The 23,004-nt window shown below is 73.2% G+C and carries 15 protein-coding genes and 1 pseudogene; 9 read left to right on the top strand and 7 right to left on the bottom strand.

Translation table 11 applies throughout. The features are described 5' to 3' along the window. Positions 1-233 precede the first annotated feature (233 nt). Positions 234-1,346, top strand: a complete 1,113-nt coding sequence (cobT, locus tag R2D22_RS26835) for a nicotinate-nucleotide--dimethylbenzimidazole phosphoribosyltransferase (protein WP_318107246.1) — start codon at positions 234-236, stop codon at positions 1,344-1,346. 91 nt (positions 1,347-1,437) lie between these two features. Continuing rightward, positions 1,438-3,198, top strand: a complete 1,761-nt coding sequence (locus R2D22_RS26830; protein WP_318107245.1) for a phosphatidylglycerol lysyltransferase domain-containing protein — start codon at positions 1,438-1,440, stop codon at positions 3,196-3,198. 7 nt (positions 3,199-3,205) lie between these two features. Here the strand turns inward: R2D22_RS26830 and R2D22_RS26825 are convergent, their stop codons facing one another. Continuing rightward, positions 3,206-3,955 carry a hypothetical protein gene (locus tag R2D22_RS26825; RefSeq protein WP_318107244.1) on the bottom strand — a complete coding sequence of 250 codons (750 nt, stop codon included), beginning with the start codon at positions 3,953-3,955 and terminating at the stop codon, positions 3,206-3,208. Between the two features lie 88 nt (positions 3,956-4,043). Here R2D22_RS26825 and R2D22_RS26820 point away from each other — a divergent pair, with 88 nt between their 5' ends. Further along, positions 4,044-4,808 (top strand): adenosylcobinamide-GDP ribazoletransferase, encoded by a 765-nt coding sequence (locus R2D22_RS26820; protein WP_318107243.1) that lies wholly within the window; start codon positions 4,044-4,046, stop codon positions 4,806-4,808. Between the two features lie 35 nt (positions 4,809-4,843). Here R2D22_RS26820 and R2D22_RS26815 read toward each other — a convergent pair. The 6 genes and pseudogenes from R2D22_RS26815 to R2D22_RS26790 form a co-directional block, all read right to left on the bottom strand. Further along, positions 4,844-5,676, bottom strand: a pseudogene (locus R2D22_RS26815) (IS5 family transposase). Positions 5,677-5,713: 37 nt separating this feature from the next. Continuing rightward, positions 5,714-6,520, bottom strand: coding sequence for an endo alpha-1,4 polygalactosaminidase (locus tag R2D22_RS26810; RefSeq protein ID WP_318107242.1), 807 nt, complete (start codon positions 6,518-6,520; stop codon positions 5,714-5,716). Further along, positions 6,517-7,134 (bottom strand): spherulation-specific family 4 protein, encoded by a 618-nt coding sequence (locus R2D22_RS26805; protein ID WP_318107241.1) that lies wholly within the window; start codon positions 7,132-7,134, stop codon positions 6,517-6,519. The genes R2D22_RS26810 and R2D22_RS26805 overlap by 4 nt, the downstream gene beginning before the upstream one ends. Positions 7,135-7,286: 152 nt before the next feature. Further along, positions 7,287-8,912, bottom strand: a complete 1,626-nt coding sequence (locus R2D22_RS26800) for a hypothetical protein (protein WP_318107240.1) — start codon at positions 8,910-8,912, stop codon at positions 7,287-7,289. Beyond that, positions 8,909-10,429 (bottom strand): GT4 family glycosyltransferase PelF, encoded by a 1,521-nt coding sequence (gene pelF, locus R2D22_RS26795; RefSeq protein WP_318107239.1) that lies wholly within the window; start codon positions 10,427-10,429, stop codon positions 8,909-8,911. Before pelF ends, R2D22_RS26800 begins: the two co-directional genes overlap by 4 nt. A gap of 31 nt (positions 10,430-10,460) precedes the next feature. Further along, positions 10,461-12,506, bottom strand: coding sequence for a hypothetical protein (locus R2D22_RS26790; protein WP_318107238.1), 2,046 nt, complete (start codon positions 12,504-12,506; stop codon positions 10,461-10,463). Between the two features lie 301 nt (positions 12,507-12,807). Between R2D22_RS26790 and R2D22_RS26785 the strand changes: the two genes are divergently transcribed. From R2D22_RS26785 to R2D22_RS26760, 6 genes are all read left to right on the top strand, one after another. Continuing rightward, complete coding sequence (locus R2D22_RS26785; RefSeq protein ID WP_318107237.1) at positions 12,808-14,322, top strand: leucyl aminopeptidase; 1,515 nt, start codon at positions 12,808-12,810, stop codon at positions 14,320-14,322. 343 nt (positions 14,323-14,665) lie between these two features. Then, positions 14,666-16,054 (top strand): dihydrolipoyl dehydrogenase, encoded by a 1,389-nt coding sequence (gene lpdA / locus R2D22_RS26780; protein ID WP_318107236.1) that lies wholly within the window; start codon positions 14,666-14,668, stop codon positions 16,052-16,054. Positions 16,055-16,117: 63 nt separating this feature from the next. Continuing rightward, the gene (sucB, locus tag R2D22_RS26775) at positions 16,118-17,881 is read left to right on the top strand and encodes a 2-oxoglutarate dehydrogenase, E2 component, dihydrolipoamide succinyltransferase (protein WP_318107235.1); all 1,764 of its coding nucleotides are present in this window, start codon (positions 16,118-16,120) and stop codon (positions 17,879-17,881) included. Between the two features lie 130 nt (positions 17,882-18,011). Continuing rightward, positions 18,012-18,635: a GntR family transcriptional regulator gene (locus R2D22_RS26770; protein ID WP_318107234.1), complete on the top strand. Its 624-nt coding sequence runs from the start codon at positions 18,012-18,014 to the stop codon at positions 18,633-18,635. 456 nt (positions 18,636-19,091) lie between these two features. Continuing rightward, a complete protein-coding gene (aceE, locus tag R2D22_RS26765) occupies positions 19,092-21,797 on the top strand; it encodes a pyruvate dehydrogenase (acetyl-transferring), homodimeric type (RefSeq protein ID WP_318107233.1) in 2,706 nt (901 codons plus the stop codon). Between the two features lie 99 nt (positions 21,798-21,896). Next, positions 21,897-22,862, top strand: coding sequence for a helix-turn-helix transcriptional regulator (locus tag R2D22_RS26760; protein ID WP_318107232.1), 966 nt, complete (start codon positions 21,897-21,899; stop codon positions 22,860-22,862). Positions 22,863-23,004 lie beyond the last annotated feature (142 nt).

Genomic DNA, 23,004 nt, shown 5'->3' with positions numbered 1-23,004 from the left:
ATGAGGGGCACCCGGGCACGCGCCGCGAGCCGGCGCGGCCCCACGCCGCCGGCGCCTGCGGACGCGGTGCCGGGGGGAGCCCCTGGCCTGGTGAGGGGCGCCCGGGCACGGCGCCCAGCCTGGGGAGCCGGTTCTGGTCGTGGGTGGCGAGCGGGCTGGCGGCTCGTGTGGGGTGGGGGCGGCGATATTGTTCCGGGACGGACCTGAAATCGATGACGTCACAAGGCGGACCCTTGAACCTGGACGACTTCTCCGATCTGATCGAGCGCCCCGACGGGGGGATACGGCGTGACGCCGAGGAGCGGCGCGAGCGGCTGGGCGTGGCCGTCGGGGCGCTCGGGCGGCTGGACGAGTTGGGCGAGTGGCTGGCCGCCGCGCAGCACTCGGTCCCGGTCCGAGCCGTCGAGCGGCCGAGGGTCGTGCTCTTCGCGGGCGACCACGGGGTGGCCTCGCTCGGGGTGTCCGGGCGGGAGGCCGTGGGTGCGTACGAGCTCGTCCGGGCCGTGCTGGAGGGCGCCAGTCCCGTCTCCGTGCTCGCCCGGCGCATGAACGTTCCGGTGCGGGTCGTCGACGCGGGCGTCGACTGCGACCCGGAGCTGCTGCCCGCCGAGGTCGTACGGCGCCGCGTGCGCCGCGGCACCGGGCGGATCGACGTCGAGGACGCGATGACCGCCGACGAGGCGATCGCCGCCATGGAGCTCGGCATCGCGATCGCCGACGAGGAGGCCGACTCCGGCACCGATCTCGTCGTGCTCGGCGATCTGAGCGTGGGCGGCACCACGCCCGCCTCGACCCTCGTCGCCGCGCTCTGCGGCACGGACGCCTCCGTCGTCACCGGCCGCGGCGGCGCGGGCATCGACGACCTGGCGTGGATGCGCAAGTGCGCGGCGATCCGCGACGCGCTGCGCCGCGCCCGCCCCGTCCTCGGCGACCAGCTCGCGCTGCTCGCGACCGTCGGCGGCCCCGACCTCGCCGCGACGACCGGCTTCCTGCTGCAGAGCGCCGTGCGCCGGACCCCGGTGATCCTGGACGGCGTGGTCTCCGCGGCCTGCGCCCTCGTCGCGCAGCGGGCCGCGTTCCGCTCGCCCGACTGGTGGCTGGCCGGCCAGCTGACCGGCGAGCCGGCACAGGCGAAGGCACTGGACCGGATGGCGCTCAACCCGCTGCTCGACCACGGCGTCCGTGTGGGTGAGGGAACCGGGGCGTTGCTCGCACTTCCCCTCGTCCAGGCCGCCGCGGCGCTCGCCGCCGAGCTGCCGGAGCGTCCGGCTCCCGAGCCGGAGCCCGAGCCGGAGCCGACCACTCCGGAGCAGCAGGACGAGACGGAAGCCGAGCCGAAGGGCTGATCAGGTGCCCGCACACGCCCGTCGCGCATCCGCGTGGCGGGCCGCTGCGGCACCCCGCCATGACCAGCGACGCCCCATATAGTCGCTTTTCATGGGAGAGGTCCGCTTGTCCACCGAAGGAAGGCCCCGCGGCACGGCCCGCTCGCGCCGCAGCGCAGCGTTCGCCGTCTGGTACCTGCGCGCCGTCACGTTCGTCAACTTCCTGAGCGCGGTCTGGGTCTCGCTCGGCCAGGACCTCCGCCGGCACAACACGGACGACTACTTCACCCCGTACCTGCTCACCGCCGGCTTCGCGTCCGGGGCGTTCACGCTCTTCCTCGCCGTCACCATGCGCCGCCGCAAACGCGCCGCCTGGATCCTCAACATCGTGCTCAGCGGCCTGTTCCTGCTGCTCTTCGCACTGGCGATGATCTTCCCGGAGATCCGGCAGCACGCCCAGAACTGGATCTCGCTGGGCCTGACCGCGGCCTTCGTCGTCGCCCTGCTGCTCGGCCGCAAGGAGTTCTACGCGAAGGGCGACCGCTCCAACCCGCTGCTCGCCGCGGCCGTCGCGGTCGGCGGCCTGCTCGTCACCTCGCTCCTCGCCGCCCTCCTGGTCACCTGGACCAACACGGCCACCGGCCCCTCCACCTTCCTGGAGCGCTGGCGGTACGGCGTGATGCGGCTGGTCACCCTCGCCGCGGACGACTCCCGCTTCCCCGCCATCTCCACCCCCGGCTGGGTCGACGTCACCATCAACGTGATGTCCACGCTGCTCCTGTTCGCGGTGCTGTTCGCCGCGTTCCGCTCCCGCCGGGCCGTGGACCCGCTCACCGACGAGGACGAGCACCGGCTGCGGATGCTCCTCGACAAGCACGGCGACCGGGACTCGCTCGGCTACTTCGCGCTGCGCCGCGAGAAGAGCGTCGTGTGGTCCCCGAGCGAGAAGGCCGCCGTCGCCTACCGGGTGGTCGGCGGCGTCTCGCTCGCCTCCGGCGACCCGATCGGCGACCCGGAGGCCTGGCCCGGCGCGATCGAGCCGTGGCTGGCGGAGGCCCGCGAGCACGGCTGGATCCCGGCCGTGATGGGCGCGAGCGAGGAGGCCGGCACGATCTACGCCCGGCACGGCCTGGACGCGCTGGAGCTGGGCGACGAGGCGATCGTCGACACGGCCGAGTTCACCTTGGAGGGCCGCGCCATGCGCACCGTCCGGCAGGCGTACAACCGGGTCAAGCGGGCCGGGTACGAGGTCCGGATCCGGCGCCACGAGGACATCCCGGCCGAGGAGATGGCCGTGCTGCTGGCCAGGGCGGACGACTGGCGGGACGGGGCGACCGAGCGTGGCTTCTCGATGGCGCTGGGGAGGCTGGGCGATCCGGCCGACGGGCGCTGCGTGATGCTGGAGTGCACGGACGGCAACGGCGACCTGCGGGCCGTGCTGTCGTTCGTGCCCTGGGGCCCCGAGGGCCTGTCGCTGGACCTGATGCGGCGTGACCGGGACTCCGAGAACGGCCTGATGGAGTTCATGGTCATCGAACTCCTGCAGCGCGCGAAGGAGATCGGGACCACGCAGGTCTCGCTGAACTTCGCGATGTTCCGGTCGGTCTTCGAGCGCGGCTCGAGGCTCGGCGCCGGTCCGGTGCTGCGGCTGTGGCGTTCGCTGCTGAGCTTCTTCTCCCGGTGGTGGCAGATCGAGTCGCTGTACCGCGCCAACGCCAAGTACCGGCCCATCTGGGAACCCCGCTTCATGCTCTTCGAGAAGAGCGCCGACCTGCTGCGCATCGGCCTCGCGGCGGGCCGCGCCGAGGGCTTCCTGGAGGCCCCCGGCCTGCCGAAGTGGCTGCACCGCAAGCACCTGGAGAGCGGACGCTGAGCGGCCGCTAGCGGGAGGCCCGCTCCTGGAAGCCGCCGACCACGTCCTGGAAGCGGCGGACGGCCTTGTTCCACCGCTTGTCGTGGTGGAACGCGCGCAGTCCCGCCCGGGCCCGGGCCTTCGGCCGCTTGGCGTACGCCTTGCGGGCCCACAGCGAGCCCGGGCGGGCCAGCCGGAGGGCGCCGACGATCGCCACGAACGGCACCAGGGTGCCGACGACGGCCATCCGGAACTTGCCCTTGAACAGGGCGACGAGCACGAAGAGGAAGTTCACCACCAGGGAGAGCACGAAGGCGGCGCGGTTCTCTCGCTCGTCGCTGGTGAGCTCGTTGACGCCGAGCGGCGAGAAGCCGGCCAGGGTGAGCATCACCAGGGACGCGGTGAGCACGACGACCTCGACGCTCTTGCGTCCGTCGTCGCTCCAGTACACGTCGTCCAGGTGCAGGATCAGCGCGAACTCGTCGAGGACGAGGCCCGCCCCCATGCCGAAGACGACCGCGAACACGCAGGGCGCGACGCCCTCCCGGCCGGTGGCGACCGCGCCGAAGCCGCCGACGATCGTGAGCACGACGCCCGGGACGACGTGGTGGATGTGCACCCCGCCGGCGCCGGAGACGTTGCGGAACGGCCCCTTGCCGGCCCGGATCATCCTGGTGATCGTCCGGGTGATCAGAAAGGTCAGGACGAAGGAGCCGAGAGCGAGGAAGAGCGGCAGCTTCCCCGGCTCGACGATGTTGATGTAGAACCAGTGACCCATGCCACCCTCTACCCTTTCGCCCGGTATCCGTACGGTTCATGCGGTATGCGTAACTTACCGGTCGGGGGCGGCGGCTACTGTGCCGCGCATGGACGGCATCCGGTTCGCCTTCGGCACGCTCACCGTGCTCCCCGCCCGTGTGACCCGCTGGGACCGGGACGCGGCACGGGCCGGCATGCTCTGCGCCCCGCTCGCCGGGCTGGTGGTCGGGCTCCTCGCGGGCGCGCTCGGCGGCGTGTTCCTGCTGCTCGGCTCCGGCCCGCTGCTCGCCGCCGTCGCCTCGGCCGCCGTCCCCGCGCTGCTGACCCGCGGCCTGCACCTCGACGGGCTCGCGGACACCGCGGACGGACTCGGCAGCGGCAAGCCCGCCGAGGACGCGCTGCGCATCATGAAGCAGTCGGACATCGGCCCGTTCGGCGTGATCACCCTGCTCTTCACGCTGCTCGCCCAGGTCGCGGCGCTGGCCTCGTTGTACGCCGAGGGCTGGGCGCGGGGCACGGTCGCCGCCGTCGTCGCGGCGGCGGTCGCCCGCCTCGCCCTCACCCACGCCTCGCGCTCCGGCGTTCCGGCCGCCCGGCCGGAGGGCCTCGGCGCGATGGTCGCGAGCACGGTGCCGGCCGGCCCGGCCGCCGCGCTGACCGGCGTGGTCCTGGCCGGCTGCGCCGCCGCCGGTGCGCTGTTCTCCCCGTACGACGCCCTGCGCCACGTCCTCGCGGCCGCCGCCGCCCTCGGCGTGGCGGCGCTGCTGCTGCGCCGCTGCGTGGCCCGCTTCGGCGGGGTGACCGGCGACGTGTTCGGCGCGGTGGAGGAGACGGCGGCGACCGCGGCGCTGGTGGCGCTGACGCTGGGTTAGCGCCGGAGCGGCGGCCCTAGGTCGTGTCCGGAAAGTCATGGGAGCCAGAGTCGGAGGCAGGCGAGGGTGACCATGGCTTGGTAGTGGACGGCGCGTTTGTCGTAGCGGGTGGCCAGGGCCCGGTTCTGCTTGAGCCGGCTGAAACAGCGTTCGACAACGTTGCGGCGCCGGTAGGCGGTCCGGTCGAGGCGGCAGCGTGTCTCGCCGCGGCGGATGCGCCCGTTGATCTGGTCGATCCGCTCCGGGATCGTGCAGGCGATCCCGCGTCGCCTCAGGTAGGCCCGGATCTTGCGGGCCGAGTAGCCCTTGTCTGCGACCACGCGCTGGGGCCGGGTCCGGGGCCTGCCGGGCCCCGGCCGGGCGACGCGGATCCGGTCCATGACCGCCTCGAACTGGGTGCAGTCGTTGACGTTCCCGCCGGTCAGGGTGAAGGCCAGTGGCCGGCCCTGGCCGTCGCAGGCCAGGTGGATCTTGCTGGTCAGCCCGCCGCGTGATCGGCCGAGTGCCTCGCCTTCCCAGGGCCCCCTTTTCGGGCCCCGGCCGCATGCTGATGCGCGCGGACCGTGGTCGAGTCCACGCAGACGATCGACCAGTCGACGGTCCCGACGGCGTCGGAGTGCTGCTGGACGTGGGCCAGCAGCCGGTCCCAGGTGCCGTCGGCGGACCAGTGCCGGAAGCGTTCGTAGACCGTCTTCCACGGCCCGTACCGCTCGGGCAGGTCACGCCAGGCGGCCCCGGTGGACAGCTTCCAAAGGATCCCGTTGACCACCTGGCGCCGGTCCCGCACGGGCCGGCCCATACGGCCCGGCGCCAGCAACGGAGCGATCAACGCCCACGACTCATCCGTCAGTTCATGTCGACGCACCACAAACGGAGTAACGAGCCAACAACTTTACGGACACGGCCTAGCAGGGCCGGCGCCAGGCCCCCAGCTCGTACTTCTTCAGCATCGAACTCATGCCCAGCCTGCGGGCCTCGGGACAGAACTCCCCGGTCTCCAGCTCGTACTCGACGTGGAAGACGGCCTTGCCCGCCCGGACGAACGGGGTGAGCCGCTCGCACTCGGCGTACTCGGCGCACTGCTCGTTGACCGCGAAGTCGAAGTCAAGGAGCAGGGCGGGGATCTGGTCGAGGTCGTTCTTCAGGCCGACCGCGAGTCCGCGGTCGTGGGCCAACCGGGCGATCAGGCGGTTGTAGCGGAGCTGGTCGGCCGCGGTGAGCGGAAAGCCGGTGCGGTTCGCGTAGCCGTCCATGTTGTCCGGCTCGACCGCGTCGAAACCCTTGGCGCGGCACATGTCGATCCGGGCGGCCATCAGCGGTTCGAGGAGGTCGGTGCGGCGGATGTCGAGCCAGCGCTCGCCCGGCCAGCCGTTGCTGCGGCCGAGCAGGGACGCGGGGAACTTCTCGGCGTCCGGGCGGAATTCCTCCCAGGCACCGGTGGACAGATAGCAGATCACCTTGCGGCCGCGCCGGTGCAGGTCCGCGACGGCGGAGGCGGGGTGGTCGAAGCCGTCGATGTCGTACACGGGGGCGTCCACGGCCGGATCCAGCCTGCCGCTGAGCTGCCACTGCCAGGCGAGGCCGGGCGCCGGCTGCCAGCGGTCCCCGGAGCGACCGCCGGAGCGGTCGTCCGACCGGTCGTCGTCCGGGGCGGAGGTGCAGGCGGTCAGCGCGAGCAGCAGGACGGTGAGCAGGGCGAGGAAACGTCTCACCGGGCGGCCTCCAGGGCGTGCGGCAGCGTGCCCCACGGATGCGCCCCTGCCCCCGGTACGGAGCACTGCACGCGCGAGGTGACCCGGGCGTCCGCGGGGGCGGCGTACACGAGGTGGCAGTACCGGTCGCCGGCCGGCAGATCGAGGTCCCGGTAGGTGTCCCACGGGCCCTCGAAGGTGACGAGCAGGTCGGCGAGCGGCGCGTACGAGGGGTGCGGCTGGGCCCCGTGGTTGAGCACCAGCGTCCCGGCCCCGGCGGCGCGGGCGGCCACGGCGAGGCGGTGGACGTGCGGGACGGCCTCCGGCGCGGTCGGCACCTGGTCGAGGAACGCGCCGTCGGTCCCGTACCAGTCGCGGTGCCGCAGCAGATCGGCGGCGACCTCGGCGTGCGGGCGGCGCCCGTAGTCCGTGTCGGTGTACCCGAGCACCCGCACCCGGGCCGCGCGCAGCCGCGCCGCGATGTCGGCGAAGGCCGGATCGGGCGCGGTGCCGGGGCCGTTCGCCGGGTTGAGCACCACCCCGTACAGCCGGGGCGCGGCGGCGAGCAGCGCGCCCCAGGCGTCGGGGCGCTCGGCGGGGTGCTCGTAGAACGGGACGAGGAGGGACGGGGTCACGATCGGAATCCCCCAGGGGTGTCGTGCGGAACGGGGGTGGGCGCGGGCCGTCCCGCGCCCGGGGTGCGTCGGGTGTCCGCGTGCGGGGCGGGTGCGGGCCGGGCGGGTGCGGGCCGGGCAGCGCGGGTTCGTCCGCTCGGCAAGAGGCCCCCTCACGCCCGGTGAGCCGTCGGCCGTACCAGCAGAGCACAGCTCAGGACGGCGAGCACGGCGGCGGCGGTCGCGGTGATGGCCGGGCCGGCCGCGGGGGCGGTGATCTGCGCGGCGGCGGCGAGCAGGCAGACCAGGGCGGCGCTCAGGACGGCGCCGAAGGCCTGGAGCAGCAGCCCCAGCCAGAGCACGACGCCGACCAACAACAGCGACACCGTCCGCGGGGCGTCGGGCGGGCCGGCGCCCGGCCAGGCCAGGGTGCCGGCGACGGCGAGCGCCAACAGCACGACGAGGTAGCCGGTGAGGCAGAGCGCGAGGGTGGTCGCGGCGGTGCGGCGGAAGGCGCGGGCGGTGGTGGTGACCCGCAGTCCGGCCCTGCTCTCGCCGCGGAACCGGTGCAGCAGCCACTCGGCCGGGCCCATCGAGAGGGTGAGCGCGACCGCCGAGGGGGCCGCCACCAGGTCGGCCGGGCCGGCCGAGGCGAGGACGTCGCCGACGGCCGCGTACAGCACCAACAGGCCGGTGCCGAGGCCGAACAGACCGTACGGCAGGGACGCGGCGAGCGACGGCCCGGCGCGGCGGTGCGCGCCGCCGGACGGTTCGGGTGCGGCGGCCGGCAGCAGCACGACGGCCGCGAAGGCGGCCGTCGCGGCGAGGGAGGCGAGCAGCAGCGCGATCCGGAGCGCGTCCGGCAGGTCGTACCGGAAGGCGAAGCCGGCCCCGGCGAGGGGTGACAGCGCGTACAGCAGGGCCCGTTCGCGACCGAGGACGAGCAGCACGGTCGCCGCGGCCAGGTAGAGCGCCTGCCCGGCCGCGAACGCGGCCGCCGACCACTCCCCCGGACCGGTCACGGCGACCGCCACGACCGTGCCGGCCAGCGCCCCGGCGGGCGCGCCGGTGAGCAGCGTCCGCACGGCGGCGGGCCGGTCGCCGAGGCCGAGCCAGGTGTACGCCCGGTGGGACAGCGCCTGGTTCCACACCCAGCCGGCGACCGCCCCGGCGAGCAGCGGCACCGTCCCCGAGGGCAGCCCGAACCGGCCGGGCGGCCCGGCGAGCAGCGGCGCGCCGAGCACGTACGCGAGCCCCGGCAGCGCGAACACCAGCCCGCGCAGCAGGCACCCGCCGAGCCCGGCGTGCCACGGCGCGGGCGCCGCGGCGGCGGCCGTGGGGTGCCGGCGCTCGACCCGCGCGTAGAGGTCCTCGGCGAGCGCGAAGGAGTCGGGGCGTCCGTAGGTGAGCCGGATGTGCTCGTCGGTCATGCCGTCGGACTCGAGGATCGCGGCGATCTCGTCGGGATGCACGGCAACGGCCGCCAACGCGTGCAGCCGATCGGCGAGTTCGTCGAGCGGATCCTCGGCGAGTCCGGCGTCTTCGCCGCCACGGGACCCGTGGGCGCGGGACGAGCCGTCGTCGGCGCACGGACCGTGCACGCAACCCACGCCGTCGGCACGGGACGAGCCGCCGGCAGGCACGCCGCACGCCGCCGCGGCGGCGGGGTGCCCCGGCTCGGCGTCGGCCCGTGGTCCGTCCGCGGCTTCGGCGCCGGGCGTCGCGACGCGTCGGGGGCGCGGGATCGACGGGAGGGTGTCCTGGGTCGCGCCTGGCTTCAGCCAGAGGGAGCCGCTCATGACAGGGTGCCTCCGCCGACGAGTTCCTGGCGCCAGGGGTCGGTGAGGCGGACCGTCCAGTCGGCCGCCGGGGCCTCCGGGACGGGTGGTTCGCCGGTCAGCTCGCGGTAGATGTTCCGGAAGCCGTCCACCGAACGGTGCAGGGTGAACCGGTCGACGACGCGCTGCCGCGCCCGGCGCCCGAGTTCGGCGCGCCGCGCGTCGTCCCGCAGCAGGTCCACGACCGCCGCGGCCATCACCGCGGGCTCCCGCGGCGGGACGACGAGGCCGGTGTCGCCGACCGCCTCGCGGACCCCGCCGACGTCCGTCGAGACGGTGGCCCGGCCGCAGGACATGGCTTCGATCAGCGAGAAGGGAAAGCCCTCGCTGATCGAGGAGAGCATCACGACGTTCCCGGCGGCGTACGCGCGGGCCACGTCGGAGACCCGGCCCTCGTACGTGATGCCGTCCGCCACGCCCAGTTCCGCGGCGAGCTTCTCCAGCCGGGTCCGGTAGTCCTCGCCGCCGGCCGGCACCGGGCCGAACAACCGCAGCCGCAGCTCGGGGAGTTCGGCGCGGGCGATGGCGTACGCCCGGATCAGCGTCGCCAGGTCCTTGATGGGGTCGATCCGGCCGGCCCAGCTCAGCGTGGGCGTCTCCGGCTCGGGCCCGGCGTACGGGAACGCGTGCGGGTCGACGCCGTTGTAGACGGTCCGGATGCGCTCGGCGGGCGCGCCGCCGCGCTCCTCCCAGCGCCGGTTGTACTGGTTGCAGGGGGTGATCAGACGGGCCTTGCGGTAGCCCAGCGTGTTGAGCTCCCGGTAGAAGGCGAGCAGCAGCGCCTTGACCGGCCAGCTCTGCGCCTCGGTGCGGTAGCCGAGGTAGCGCTCCCGCAGGTAGATGCCGTGTTCCGTGAGGAGGAACGGCACGCCCTCGAAGTGCTGGGCGGCGAGCGCGGGCAGCGTCGCGAGGCCGCTGGAGACGGCGTGCGCGACGCCGTCCGGGGATATCCGGGCGGCGAGCGGGCGCAGTGCGTGTTCCATCAGGTCGGTGGCGGTGAGGGCGTCGTGGACGGTGGGCCGGGCCGCGGCCGTCGGCAGGTGCGGCATGGACCAGATCCACATCAGGGAGCGCAGCACCGCCTCGGTGCGCAGCGCGGCGGTGAGCCGGCCGCGCCGGGCGAGCGCGGCCAGCGCGTACAGGCCCTCGCCGAAGTCGCAGCCCGCCGCCGGGTCGAGGAGCGAGAGCAGGAAGCGCTCGTACGTGTCGACGAAGCGGCGGCGCTCGCGCCCCACGAGCGGCCGGCGCGGGGCCGGCCCCTGCGTGGGTCCCCAGAGCGGGAAGGCGGTGTGGCGGCGGACGTTGGGCGGCAGCTCCCAGCCGACCGGCTCGCGGCCGCTGCCGGTGAGCGAGAGTACGGAGAAGTCGACCTCGGGCATGCCCCGGACGAGTTGGTCGCACCAGGTGCTGACTCCCCCGTGGACGTGCGGATAGGTGCCTTCGGTGAGCATGGTGACGTGACGGCCACTGCTCGGCATGTGCGTGTCCCCCCAGGACGTACGTGCTGTGCTACGCGGTCGGCAGCTTGAGCGTGATCGCGGTCTGCAGCGGCTCCGGGGTGGTCCAGTCGGAGCGCGCTCCGGCGTAAGGGGACCCGAACACCGCCGTACCGAGCAGGAGTTGCTTGCGGGTTCCCTCGGGCACGGTGACCGGGGCGGTCACTCCGGAGGGCGCCTTGACGGTGACGCTGGTGCCGACGCGGTACGCGGTGACCCGGCCCTCGGCGACGGCCTTCTCCCAGGCGGCGCGGCGGTCGAGTTCGGCGCCGACGTCCCGGTGGCGCGGGACGACGAGCGGGGTGTTGTCGGCGAACAGGGCGCGGTAGTCGGCGAGGACGCGGTCGAGCACCGGGTAGAGCAGCCGTTCCTCCGCGAGGTTGGACTGGTGCACGTAGTGCGGGCGCGGGTCGTTGGCCACGATGTGGGAGAGCGCGGTGCGCGCCTCCTGCGGGACGATCCGGTCGGCGTAGCCGGTGGCGGGGTCGAGCGGGGCGGGCAGGCAGGTCGAGGCGGGGTTGGACTCGCAGACGCCGCTGCCGCCGTCGGCGCGCGAGGTGTAGATCCAGTTGTACTCGTCGGTCATCTCGGCGGCGGTGCCCACGTTGTAGTACACGTTCATCGGGTGCCGGGGGACGGTCTTCGAACCGCCGACGGTCCGCTGCGCGGGTTCGCGGGAGTTGTCGGAGGCGAGCCACTTCACGCCGTTGTCGGCGAGCGCGCCGGCGAGGTTCGGGTTGTCGGCCGGCTGCTGCGGCAGGGTCTTCAGGCCGGAGTGCTCGCCGGTGACCAGCTCGGAGCGGTCCACCGAGATGCCCTTGCCGACGGCCCAGTTGTGGTTGTTCCGGATCTCCGCGGAGATCGCCGAGCGGCTCGTCCACAGCGTGTTCCCGGCGGTGTCCTCGGCGCACTGCCAGGGGACGGCGGAGGTGTCCTGCACGCAGCCGAGGAAGGGGTGGGTGTAGGTGTGGTTGACCCAGCGGTACTGGGCGCGGTCGGCGATCAGCCGGGCCGCGAGCGGGTCGGTCCCGCCGTGCGCGGTCTTCCACTGCTCGCCCTGGCCGCCGTTGTAGACCATGTCGAGGGTGAAGCCGGCGGACTTCTGCCAGGCTGCGGCGTACACGGCGTCGTCGGCGGTCATCCGGATGACGTCGCCGTCCTGCCCGTCGTCGCCGACGCAGTCGAAGTCGCCGGGGGTGCAGTTCCGTTCGGTGTTCCATCGGGCGTCGGGGGCGAAGACGTCGTCGACGTGGACGGAGAAATAGCTGCGGCTGCGGCCGAGGTGGACGCCCTGGGTCAGCCATTCGACGATGCCGCGGGCGAGTGCGCGGAACTGCCGCTGGTTGCGGTTGTAGGCGAAGGTGACGACGAGTTCGCGGCGGCCGTCGTGCGCGTACTCGCCGATCAGGCTGGCCCGGCCGCCGCCCTCGACGGGCAGGTCGAGGTAACTGGTGTAGCCGGCGCGGGGGCGGCCCGCGTAGCCGTAGCTCTCGGAGATCGCGGGGTCGTTGTCCTCGAAGGTCAGCGGCCCGTCGAGGTGCCGGAAGGGCCCGGCCCTGCCGGCCGCGGTGACGGAGGCGGTGACACCGTCCAGGACACCGGACCAGCCGCCCTCGTTCGTCCAGTCGAGGCCGACGCCGGGATGGGCCCAGGTGTAGGCGTCGACCTGCGGGATGCCGAAGGCGCTCTCGTACGCGGCGAGCGCGGACTGCTCCGCCGAGTCGGGGCCGAACGGCGCCTCGTGCGGGAGGACGACGCCCTGGTACTTGGCGCGGGGCCGGCCGTCGACCGTGTCGCTGAGGAACCCGGCGTCGACGACCGGGCGGTCCGGGTCGGTCAGATCGAGGGTGCGGTACGGGACGCCGGTGGCGCGCAGCTCGTCGGCGATCGCCCCGACGGTGGTGCTGCCGTCGTCCACGAGGAGGACGGTGAGGTCGATCCGCGGGACGGTCGCGGAGGCGGCCGGGCCGGCGGTGGGCACGACGGTGGCGAGCAGCGCGGCGGCGACGAGCGCCGCCCTCCGGGCCGTTCTGGGCATGCGGGACCGGTTCGGGTCCATCGGCTGGTTCCCCCCTCGGCAGGCCTCCGCCCCCTCGACCGGGGCGCGACCTGTGGAGATGATGCGAAGGCGCGAGTGCCGCGCTTGCGTGGACGAGGCGAGTGTGGATCAGCCAGGCAGGCCCACGGGGTAAACCTGGGACAGACACCACGGATGAGTGAACGGCCGCCGCCGTGAGCGAACCGAACGAGCGAGCGTAGGCTCGTTCACGGCGGTTCGCGGGCCGAAATACGATGCGGCGGGCACGGTCGGCCCATCCCTCGACCGCCACAGAACTCAATGGAAGCGAGATTTCACCACCGTGACTGCTCTCACTCTCAGCACTGCCGGCCCGGCGACGCTGCGCGCCGACGCCCTCGTGGTCGGCGTCGCCAAGTCCGGCAAGGGGCTCGTCGTCGCGCCCGGCGCCGAGGCCGTGGACGCGGCGTTCGACGGCAGGCTCGCCGCCGTCCTGGAGACCCTGGGCGCCTCCGGTGCCGAGGGTGAGGCCATCAAGCTGCCCGCCCCCGCCGGCGTGAAGGCCCCCGTCGTGCTCGCCGTCGGCCTCGGCACCGCCCCGGAGGGCGACGCGGAGTACGCCGCCGAGGCGCTGCGTCGCGCCGCCGGCACCGCCTCCCGCGTCCTGCACGGCTCGAAGAAGGCCGCCTTCGCGCTGCCGGTCGGCTCAGTCGAGGACGCCGAGGCGATCGCGGAGGGCGCGCTGCTCGGCGCGTACGCCTACACCGCGTACCAGGAGCAGAGCGGCAAGAACGCCAAGAAGCCGCTCGCCGAGGTGGCGCTGCTCGGCGGCAAGCCCCGCGACAAGGCATTCAAGGCCGCCGCGGAGCGCGCGCAGGTGCTGGCGGAGGAGATCAACCGCGCCCGTGACCTGATCAACATGCCGCCGAACGACCTCTACCCGGCCACCTTCGCCGCGACCGCGCAGGCCGTCGGCAAGGAGCACGGCCTCAAGGTGCAGGTGCTCGACGAGAAGGCGCTCGCCAAGGGCGGCTACGGCGGCATCCTGGGCGTCGGCAACGGCTCGGTGAACCCGCCGCGCCTGGTCAAGATCGCCTACACCCACCCGGACGCGGTGAAGACCCTGGCCCTGGTCGGCAAGGGCATCACCTACGACTCGGGCGGCATCTCGCTGAAGCCGGCCGGCCACAACGAGACGATGAAGTGCGACATGAGCGGCGCCGCCGCCGTGTTCGCCGCCGTCGTCGCGGCCGCCCGCCTCGGCCTCGCCGTGAACGTCACCGGCTGGCTGGCGCTCGCCGAGAACATGCCGTCCGGCACGGCCACCCGCCCGGGCGACGTGCTGCGCATGTACAGCGGCAAGACCGTCGAGGTCCTCAACACGGACGCCGAGGGCCGCCTGGTCCTGGCCGACGCGCTGACCCGGGCCTCCGAGGAGAACCCGGACGCGATCGTCGACGTGGCGACCCTGACCGGCGCGATGATCCTGGCGCTGGGCAACCGCACCTTCGGTGTGATGGCCAACGACGACGCCTTCCGCACCGAGATCCACGAGATCGCGGAGGAGGTCGGCGAGGCGTCCTGGCCGATGCCGCTCCCGGCCGACCTGCGCAAGGGCATGGACTCCCCGACCGCCGACATCGCCAACATGGGCGAGCGGATGGGCGGCGGCCTGGTGGCCGGTCTGTTCCTGAAGGAGTTCGTCGGCGAGGGCATCGCCTGGGCCCACCTGGACATCGCCGGTCCGGCCTTCAACGAGGGCGGCCCGTTCGGCTACACCCCGAAGGGCGGCACCGGCTCCTCGGTGCGCACCCTGGTGAAGCTGGCCGAGCGCACCGCCGAGGGCGACCTGGGCTGACCCCCGCCCGTGTGTGACGCGCCACCGCCCTCGGTCCGCCCGGACCGGGGGCGGTGGCGTTCCCCCGGCGGCCCCGCCTCGGCCCAGTCCCTGCTCACCGCTGCGGATTCCGCGGCCGGCGGCCACGGATTCCGTAGCTTCGTACGGTGCGGTAACCCCCGCGTACGGAAGATCGCCCCGTCTCAGACCGCGGCCCCGCGTCCCGTGTCCCGGCAACAAGTGCGAAGATGGGTTCTCGGCAGGACAGGGCCCCCACCACAGGGCCGAAATAAAGCGGCCGAACACCAGCCGCCGCCCGGTCAGAGAAGACCGGCGACCGGCGCACATGCATGGAGGACGTGACGTGGCGAACGACGCCAGCACCGTTTTCGACCTAGTGATCCTCGGCGGCGGTAGCGGCGGTTACGCCGCGGCGCTGCGCGGAGCGCAGCTGGGCCTGGACGTCGCACTGATCGAGAAGAACAAGCTCGGCGGCACCTGCCTGCACAACGGCTGCATCCCGACGAAGGCCCTGCTCCACGCCGGTGAGGTCGCCGACCAGGCGCGCGAGGCGGAGCAGTTCGGTGTCAAGGCCTCCTTCGAGGGCATCGACATCAAGGCCGTGCACAAGTACAAGGACGACGTGATCTCGGGCCTGTACAAGGGCCTGCAGGGTCTCGTCGCCTCCCGCAAGGTGACGTACATCGAGGGCCACGGCCGGCTCTCCTCCCCGACCTCGGTGGACGTCGACGGCCGCCGCGTCGAGGGCCGCCACGTCCTGCTGGCCACCGGCTCCGTGCCGAAGTCGCTGCCGGGCCTGGAGATCGACGGCAACCGGATCATCTCCTCGGACCACGCGCTGACCCTGGACCGCGTCCCGGAGTCCGCGATCATCCTCGGCGGCGGCGTCATCGGCGTCGAGTTCGCCTCCGCGTGGAAGTCCTTCGGCACCGACGTGACGGTGATCGAGGGCCTGAAGCACCTCGTCCCGGTCGAGGACGAGAACAGCTCGAAGCTTCTTGAGCGCGCGTTCCGCAAGCGCGGCATCAAGTTCAACCTCGGCACCTTCTTCCAGTCCGCCGAGTACACCGAGAACGGCGTCAAGGTCACGCTGGCCGACGGCAAGACCTTCGAGGCCGAGGTCCTCCTGGTCGCCATCGGCCGCGGCCCGGTCTCCGCCGGTCTCGGCTACGAGGAGCAGGGCGTCGCGATCGACCGCGGCTACGTCCTGGTCGACGAGTACATGCGCACCAACGTGCCGACGATCTCGGCCGTGGGCGACCTCGTCCCGACCCTCCAGCTGGCGCACGTCGGCTTCGCCGAGGGCATCCTGGTCGCCGAGCGGCTGGCCGGCCTGAAGCCGGTTCCGATCGACTACGACGGCGTGCCGCGGGTGACGTACTGCCACCCCGAGGTCGCCTCCGTCGGCATCACCGAGGCCAAGGCCAAGGAGATCTACGGCGCGGACAAGGTCGTCGCCCTCAAGTACAACCTCGCGGGCAACGGCAAGAGCAAGATCCTGAAGACCGCGGGCGAGATCAAGCTCGTCCAGGTCAAGGACGGTGCCGTGGTCGGCGTCCACATGGTCGGTGACCGCATGGGCGAGCAGGTCGGCGAAGCGCAGCTGATCTACAACTGGGAAGCGCTGCCGGCCGAGGTCGCGCAGCTGATCCACGCCCACCCGACGCAGAACGAGGCGCTCGGCGAGGCCCACCTGGCCCTGGCCGGCAAGCCGCTCCACTCGCACGACTGACGCTCACGTCATCACACGGGCGCGACGACCAACTTCCGCAATTCGTAAGGAGCAACCGAAACCATGTCGGTTTCCGTAACCCTGCCGGCGCTCGGCGAGAGCGTCACCGAGGGCACCGTCACCCGTTGGCTCAAGGCCGAGGGTGAGCGTGTCGAGGCCGACGAGCCGCTGCTCGAGGTCTCGACCGACAAGGTCGACACCGAGATCCCCGCCCCGGCTGCGGGCATCCTCGCCTCCATCAAGGTCGCCGAGGACGAGACCGTCGAGGTCGGTGCCGAGCTGGCGATCATCGACGACGGCACGGGCGCGCCCGCTGCCGCCCCGGCCCCGGCGGCCGAGGCCGCTCCGGCCCCGGCCGCCGCTCCGGCTCCGGCCGCCGAGGCCCCGGCCGCCCCGGCCCCCGTGGCCGAGGCCCCCGCCGCCGCCCCGGCCGGTGCCGCCTCCGGCACCGAGGTCGTCCTGCCCGCCCTGGGCGAGTCGGTCACCGAGGGCACCGTCACCCGCTGGCTGAAGTCGGTCGGCGAGTCCGTCGAGGCCGACGAGCCGCTGCTCGAGGTCTCCACGGACAAGGTCGACACCGAGATCCCGGCGCCGGTCTCCGGCGTCCTCCTGGAGATCACCGTCGCCGAGGACGAGACCGCCGAGGTCGGCGCCAAGCTCGCCGTCATCGGTGCCGCGGGTGCTGCCCCGGCCGCCGCCCCGGCTCCGGCCGCCCCGGCCCCCGCCGCCGCTCCGGCCCCGGTCGCCGCTCCGGCCCCGGCCGCCCCGGCTCCGGCGCCCGCCCCGGTGGCCCCGGCGGCCCCGGTCGCCGCTCCGGCTCCGGCCGCGCCCGCCGCCCCGGTGGCCGCCCCGGCTCCGGTCACCCCGGCTCCGACCGCCCCCGCCGCCGCACAGCCGGCGGAGGACGGCGCCTACGTGACCCCGCTGGTCCGCAAGCTCGCCACCGAGAACGGTGTCGACCTGGCGACCGTCAAGGGTTCGGGCGTCGGCGGCCGTATCCGCAAGCAGGACGTCCTCGCGGCCGCCGAGGCCAAGAAGGCCGCCCCGGCCCCCGCCGCCGCCGCTCCGGCCGCCGCCGCGAAGACCCCCGCCCTGGAGGTCTCCCCGCTGCGTGGCCAGACGGTCAAGATGACCCGCATGCGCAAGGTCATCGGCGACAACATGATGAAGGCGCTGCACGGCCAGGCCCAGCTGTCCTCGGTCGTCGAGGTCGACATCACCAAGCTGATGAAGCTGCGCGAGCAGGCGAAGGCCTCCTTCGCCGCCCGTGAGGGCGTCAAGCTGTCCCCGATGCCGTTCTTCGTCAAGGCGGCGGCCCAGGCACTGAAGGCCCACCCGGTCATCAACGCCCGGATCAACGAGGACGAGGGCACCATCACGTACTTCGACTCGGAGAACATCGGCATCGCCGTGGACTCCGAGAAGGGTCTGATGACGCCGGTCATCAAGGGTGCGGGCGACCTGAACATCGCCGGCATCTCCAAGGCCACCGCCGAGCTGGCGGGCAAGGTCCGGGCCAGCAAGATCACGCCGGACGAGCTGTCCGGTGCGACCTTCACGATCAGCAACACCGGCTCGCGCGGTGCGCTGTTCGACACGATCATCGTCCCGCCGAACCAGGTCGCCATCCTGGGCATCGGTGCCACGGTGAAGCGTCCGGCCGTCATCGAGACCGCCGAGGGCACCGTCATCGGCGTCCGCGACATGACGTACCTGACGCTGTCCTACGACCACCGTCTGGTGGACGGCGCGGACGCCGCCCGCTACCTGACGGCCGTCAAGGCGATCCTGGAGGCCGGCGAGTTCGAGGTCGAGCTCGGCCTGTGAGCGCACGCCACTGAAGCGCAAGCTACTGGGCTGTAACGAGCCTCACCTGCGGTGTCCCCGTCCGGATGTGTTTCCGGGCGGGGACACCGCCGTATTGTCTAAGAGTCAATGACTCCTAAGGAGCGGCCCCATGACCATGCCCGTCGTCCACTCCCTGCGCGAGCAGATCCGCGAGCACATCGTGGAGGGGATCGTGAGCGGCCGCTGGAAGCCGGGCGAGCGCATCGTGGAGCGTCGGATCGCCACCGAGCTGGAGGTCAGCCAGACGCCGGTGCGCGAGGCGCTGCGGGAGCTGGAGTCGCTGCGGCTGATCGAGTCGGCGCCGAACAAGGGCGTACGGGTACGGAACCTGACCGCGGCCGACCTGGAGGAGAGCTACCCCGTCCGGGCCGGTCTGGAGCAGATCGCGGCGGAGCTGGCGGCGGACCGGCTGGCGGCCGACTGCTCGGCCCTGGAGCCGCACGTGGCGGCGCTGTACGAGGCGGACGCGACGGCCGACGGGACGGCGCAGGTACGGCACACGGTGGCGTTCCACCGCGAGTTGGTGAAGGCGGCCGGGAACGGCGTACTGCTGCACACCTGGGAGGGCCTGGGCATCGAGGTCTTCACCGCGCTTTCGATCCGGTGGCTGGGCACGGTCCAGAAGTCCTACGCGGAGGAGCACCAGGAGCTCGTGGAGGCCTTCCGGCGCCGCGACCCGAACATCGGCGTCCTGGTCAAGTCCCACGTCCTGGGCTGCGCCCCCAGGGCGTAGGGGCGCGGGGCGCGCCCCGGGCTTCCCGGGTGAGGGCTGCGGGGGCGATGCCCCCGCACCCCTGCGGCAGCTTCGCGCCGCGACAAGCGCCCGACGACCGACCCCGCCGGGGTCCCCGGCCGCGTTCTTCGCCCGCCACCGCCGCCGGGCCTCGGGCGGGCCCCCGTCCGTGCCGGCGGCCGCTGTGCGCCGCGGCGCACACACGCGGGCCCGCTCATTCGTGCGAGGCCCCCCTCATCCGGCTCCTCACCTGCGAAAACAAGGCACCCGGTGCCCATTTTCGCGGCACCCTGTGCCGACTTTCTCGATCTGGAGAGGTTTTCCCCTTCCACCCTTTGATCGATCATCGATCGACGGCTTACAGTCTTCGGCGGGCCCCACCCGGCCCTTCGCCCTGTCCTGCCAGACAAGGCCCCCCTCTCCACCCCCGACCCACCTGTCCGGAAGGCGGCGATCATGACCGATCCCGTAGGCAAGATTCCGAGCGAGCTCGACCAGCTCCCGGACCGTGACACCGAGGAGACCGCCGAGTGGGCGGCCTCCCTGGACGCCGTCACCAAGGCCGCCGGCCCCCACCGGGCCGCCTACCTGATGCGCCGTACGCTCCAGCACGCCGAGGGCGCGGGCCTCGCCCTGCCCAAGCTCCTGGAGACGGACTACGTCAACACCATCCCCACCTCCGCGGAGCCGTCGATCGGCGAGTTCGGCGGCGACGAGGAGATGGAGCGGCGGATCACCGCCTGGAACCGCTGGAACGCGGCGGCGATGGTGACCCGCGGCTCCAAGCACGGTGTCGGCGGCCACATCGCGACCTTCGCGTCCGCGGCCTGGCTGTACGAGACCGGCTTCAACCACTTCTTCAAGGGGAAGGAGGGCGACGGCTCCGGCGACCAGCTGTACATCCAGGGCCACGCCTCCCCGGGCATCTACGCCCGCGCCTTCCTCGACGGCCGCCTCACCGAGGCGCACCTCGACAACTTCCGGCAGGAGTCCGGCGGCAACGGTCTGCCCTCCTACCCGCACCCGCGCCGCCTCCCCTGGATGTGGGAGTTCCCCACCGTCTCCATGGGTCTGGGCCCGCTCTCCGCGATCTACCAGGCGCGTTTCAACCGTTACCTGACGAACCGTTCCATCAAGGACGTCTCCGCCTCCCACGTGTGGGCCTTCCTCGGCGACGGCGAGATGGACGAGCCCGAGTCGACCGCCGCCCTCGCGCTGGCGGCCCGCGAGGGTCTGGACAACCTGACCTTCGTCATCAACTGCAACCTGCAGCGCCTCGACGGCCCGGTCCGCGCCAACTTCAAGATCGTGCAGGAGCTGGAGGCCCAGTTCCGCGGCGCCGGCTGGAACGTCGTGAAGTCGCTGTGGGGCAACGCCTGGGACGAGCTGTTCGCGCTCGACACCACCGGCGCCCTGGTCCGCCGCCTCCGCGAGGTCCCGGACGCGCAGGTGCAGACGTACCAGACCCGCGACGCCGCCTACATCCGCGAGGACTTCTTCGGCAAGGACGCGGCGCTCGTCGAGATGGCGAAGCTGCTGTCCGACGACAAGATCCTCGAGTGTTTCCACCTCTCCCGCGGTGGCCACGAGCCGCGCAAGGTGTACGCCGCGTACAAGGCGGCCCTGGAGTTCAAGGGCGCGCCGACGGTGATCCTCGCGCAGACCGTGAAGGGCTTCACCCTGGGCGAGGGCTTCGCGTCGAAGAACGCGAACCACCAGATGAAGAAGCTGACGGTCGACGAGTTCAAGAACATGCGCGACCTGCTCGAGCTGCCGATCTCCGACGCGCAGTTCGCCGACGGCCAGGTCCCGTACGGCCACCCCGGCGCCGACGCCCCCGAGGTCCGCTACCTCCAGGAGCGCCGCGCGGCGCTCGGCGGTCCGGCCCCGGCCCGGCGCGTCCAGCCGCTGGCCCCGCTGCCGGCCCCGGCCGACAAGACCTTCGCCGCCTTCGACAAGGGCTCCGGCACGCAGTCGGTGGCGACCACGATGGCCTTCGTCCGGCTGGTGAAGGACCTGGTCCGCGACAAGGAGACCGGCAAGCGCTGGGTCCCGATCGTCCCGGACGAGGCCCGTACCTTCGGTATGGAGTCGCTGTTCCCGTCGCTCGGCATCTACTCGCCGAAGGGCCAGACGTACGAGCCGGTCGACCGCGACCAGCTGATGTACTACAAGGAGGCCAAGAACGGCCAGATCCTCAACGAGGGGATCACCGAGGCCGGCTCGATGGCCGACTTCATCGCCGCGTCCACCGCGTACTCCACGCACGGTGAGGCGATGATCCCGTTCTACATCTTCTACTCGATGTTCGGCTGGCAGCGGACCGCCGACCAGATGTGGCAGCTCGGCGACCAGCTCGGCCGCGGCTTCCTCGTCGGCGCGACGGCCGGCCGCACCACCCTGACCGGTGAGGGCCTGCAGCACGCCGACGGCCACTCGCCGATGATCGCGGCGACCAACCCGGCCGCGCTGACGTACGACCCGGCCTTCGCCTACGAGGTCGCGGCGATCGTCAAGGACGGTCTGCGCAAGATGTACGGCGAGGCGGCCGAGGGCGAGGACCAGAACGTCTTCTACTACCTCACCGTCTACAACGAGCCGATGCCGCAGCCGGCCAAGCCGTCGGGCGTGGACGAGGGCATCCTCAAGGGCCTGTACCGCTTCAACACCGCCGAGTCCGCCGGCCTGGAGCTGCCCGCGAACGCGGCGCGGATCCAGCTGCTGGGCTCCGGCACGGCGATCCACTGGGCCCTCCAGGCACAGAAGCTCCTCGCCGAGGAGTGGGGCGTGGGCGCGGACGTGTGGTCGGCCACCTCGTGGACCGAGCTGCGGCGCGACGCGCTGGAGGCCGACGCGGCGCTGCTGCGCGGCGAGGAGCGCGTCCCGTACGTACGCCGGGCCCTGGAGGGCGTGGACTCCCCCGTCCTCGCCGTCTCGGACTACATGCGCCAGGTCCCGGACCAGATCGCGCAGTGGGTCGAGCAGGACTGGTCCTCGCTGGGCGCCGACGGCTTCGGCCTGTCGGACACCCGCGAGGCGGCCCGCCGCCACTTCGGCGTGGACGCGCAGTCCATCGTCGTCGCGGCCCTGGCCCAGCTCGCCCGTCGCGGCGAGGTCCCGGCCTCGGCCGTGAAGGAGGCGCGCGAGCGCTACGGCCTGTAAGGCCGGTCGACGAGGGGCGGCGCGCATCATCGGGGGTATGCGCACCGCCCCTCGCGCATACCCGGGAGATGCGCGCCGGCCCTCGCGCATCATGGGGGGATGCGCGCCGCCCGGCTGATCAAGATGGTCCTGCTCCTCCAGTCCCGTTCCTCGATGACGGCCGCCGAGCTGGCGGCCGAGCTCGAAGTGTCCGAGCGGACCATCACCCGCGATGCCCTCGCCCTCTCCGAGGCGGGGGTTCCGGTGTACGCGGACCGGGGCCGGGCCGGCGGCTACCGGCTGATCGGCGGGTACCGCACGCGGCTCACCGGGCTGGCGCGCGGCGAGGCGGAGGCGCTGTTCCTGTCCGGGCTGCCGGGCGCGCTGCGCGACATGGGCCTGGAGGACGCGGCCTCGGCGGCCCGGCTGAAGGTGTCGGCGGCGCTGCTGCCGTCCCTGCGGGACGCCTCCGAGTCGGCGGCGCGGCGCTTCCACCTGGACGCGCCGGGCTGGTACCAGGAGCCGGAGACGCCGGAGCTGCTGGCGCCGGTCGCTGAGGCGGTCTGGGACGACCGTCTGATGTCGGCCCGCTACCGGCGCGGCGACACCGAGGTGGAGCGCGAGCTCGCCCCGTACGGCCTGGTCCTGAAGGCGGGCGTCTGGTACGTGTGCGCCCGGCCGGCCGACGCGTCGATCCGTACGTACCGGGTGGACCGGTTCACCGCGGTCGCGGTCGGCGAGGAGCGCTTCGTCCGCGACCCGGAGTTCGACCTGCCGGCCTTCTGGACCGAGCGGGCGGCGGAGTTCGCCCGCTCCCTGCTCCGTGCCGAGGTGGTGCTGCGGCTGTCGGAGGCCGGCGTGCGGCGGCTGCCGTACGTGACGGACCGGGCGGCCGCCGAGGAGGCGCTCGCGGCGGGCACGCGGGACGCGGACGGCCGGCTGACGGCGACGCTCCTCGTGGAGAACGAGGAGGTCGCCTTCTCGCAACTGCTCGCACTGGGCCCGGAGGCGGAGGTCCTGGCTCCCCCCACCCTGCGCACCCGCTTCAGGGACGCGGCCAGGGGCCTGACCGCCCTGTACGACTGACGGCGGGACGGTCCGCCGGGCCGCCGGGCCGCCGCCGTCACGGCGCCGCTCGCCGGTCGGGGCGCTCGCGCACCGGCGCACGGCCGTGTCGTCCTCGGCCGACGGCCGCGGTCCACGGCGGCCCCGTCCGCGCACCGGACCG

It is taken from the genome of Streptomyces sp. HUAS YS2, from assembly GCF_033343995.1.
GTDB classification, from domain to species: Bacteria; Actinomycetota; Actinomycetes; order Streptomycetales; family Streptomycetaceae; genus Streptomyces; species Streptomyces solicathayae.
This window is presented reverse-complemented; position numbering and strand designations above follow the sequence as displayed.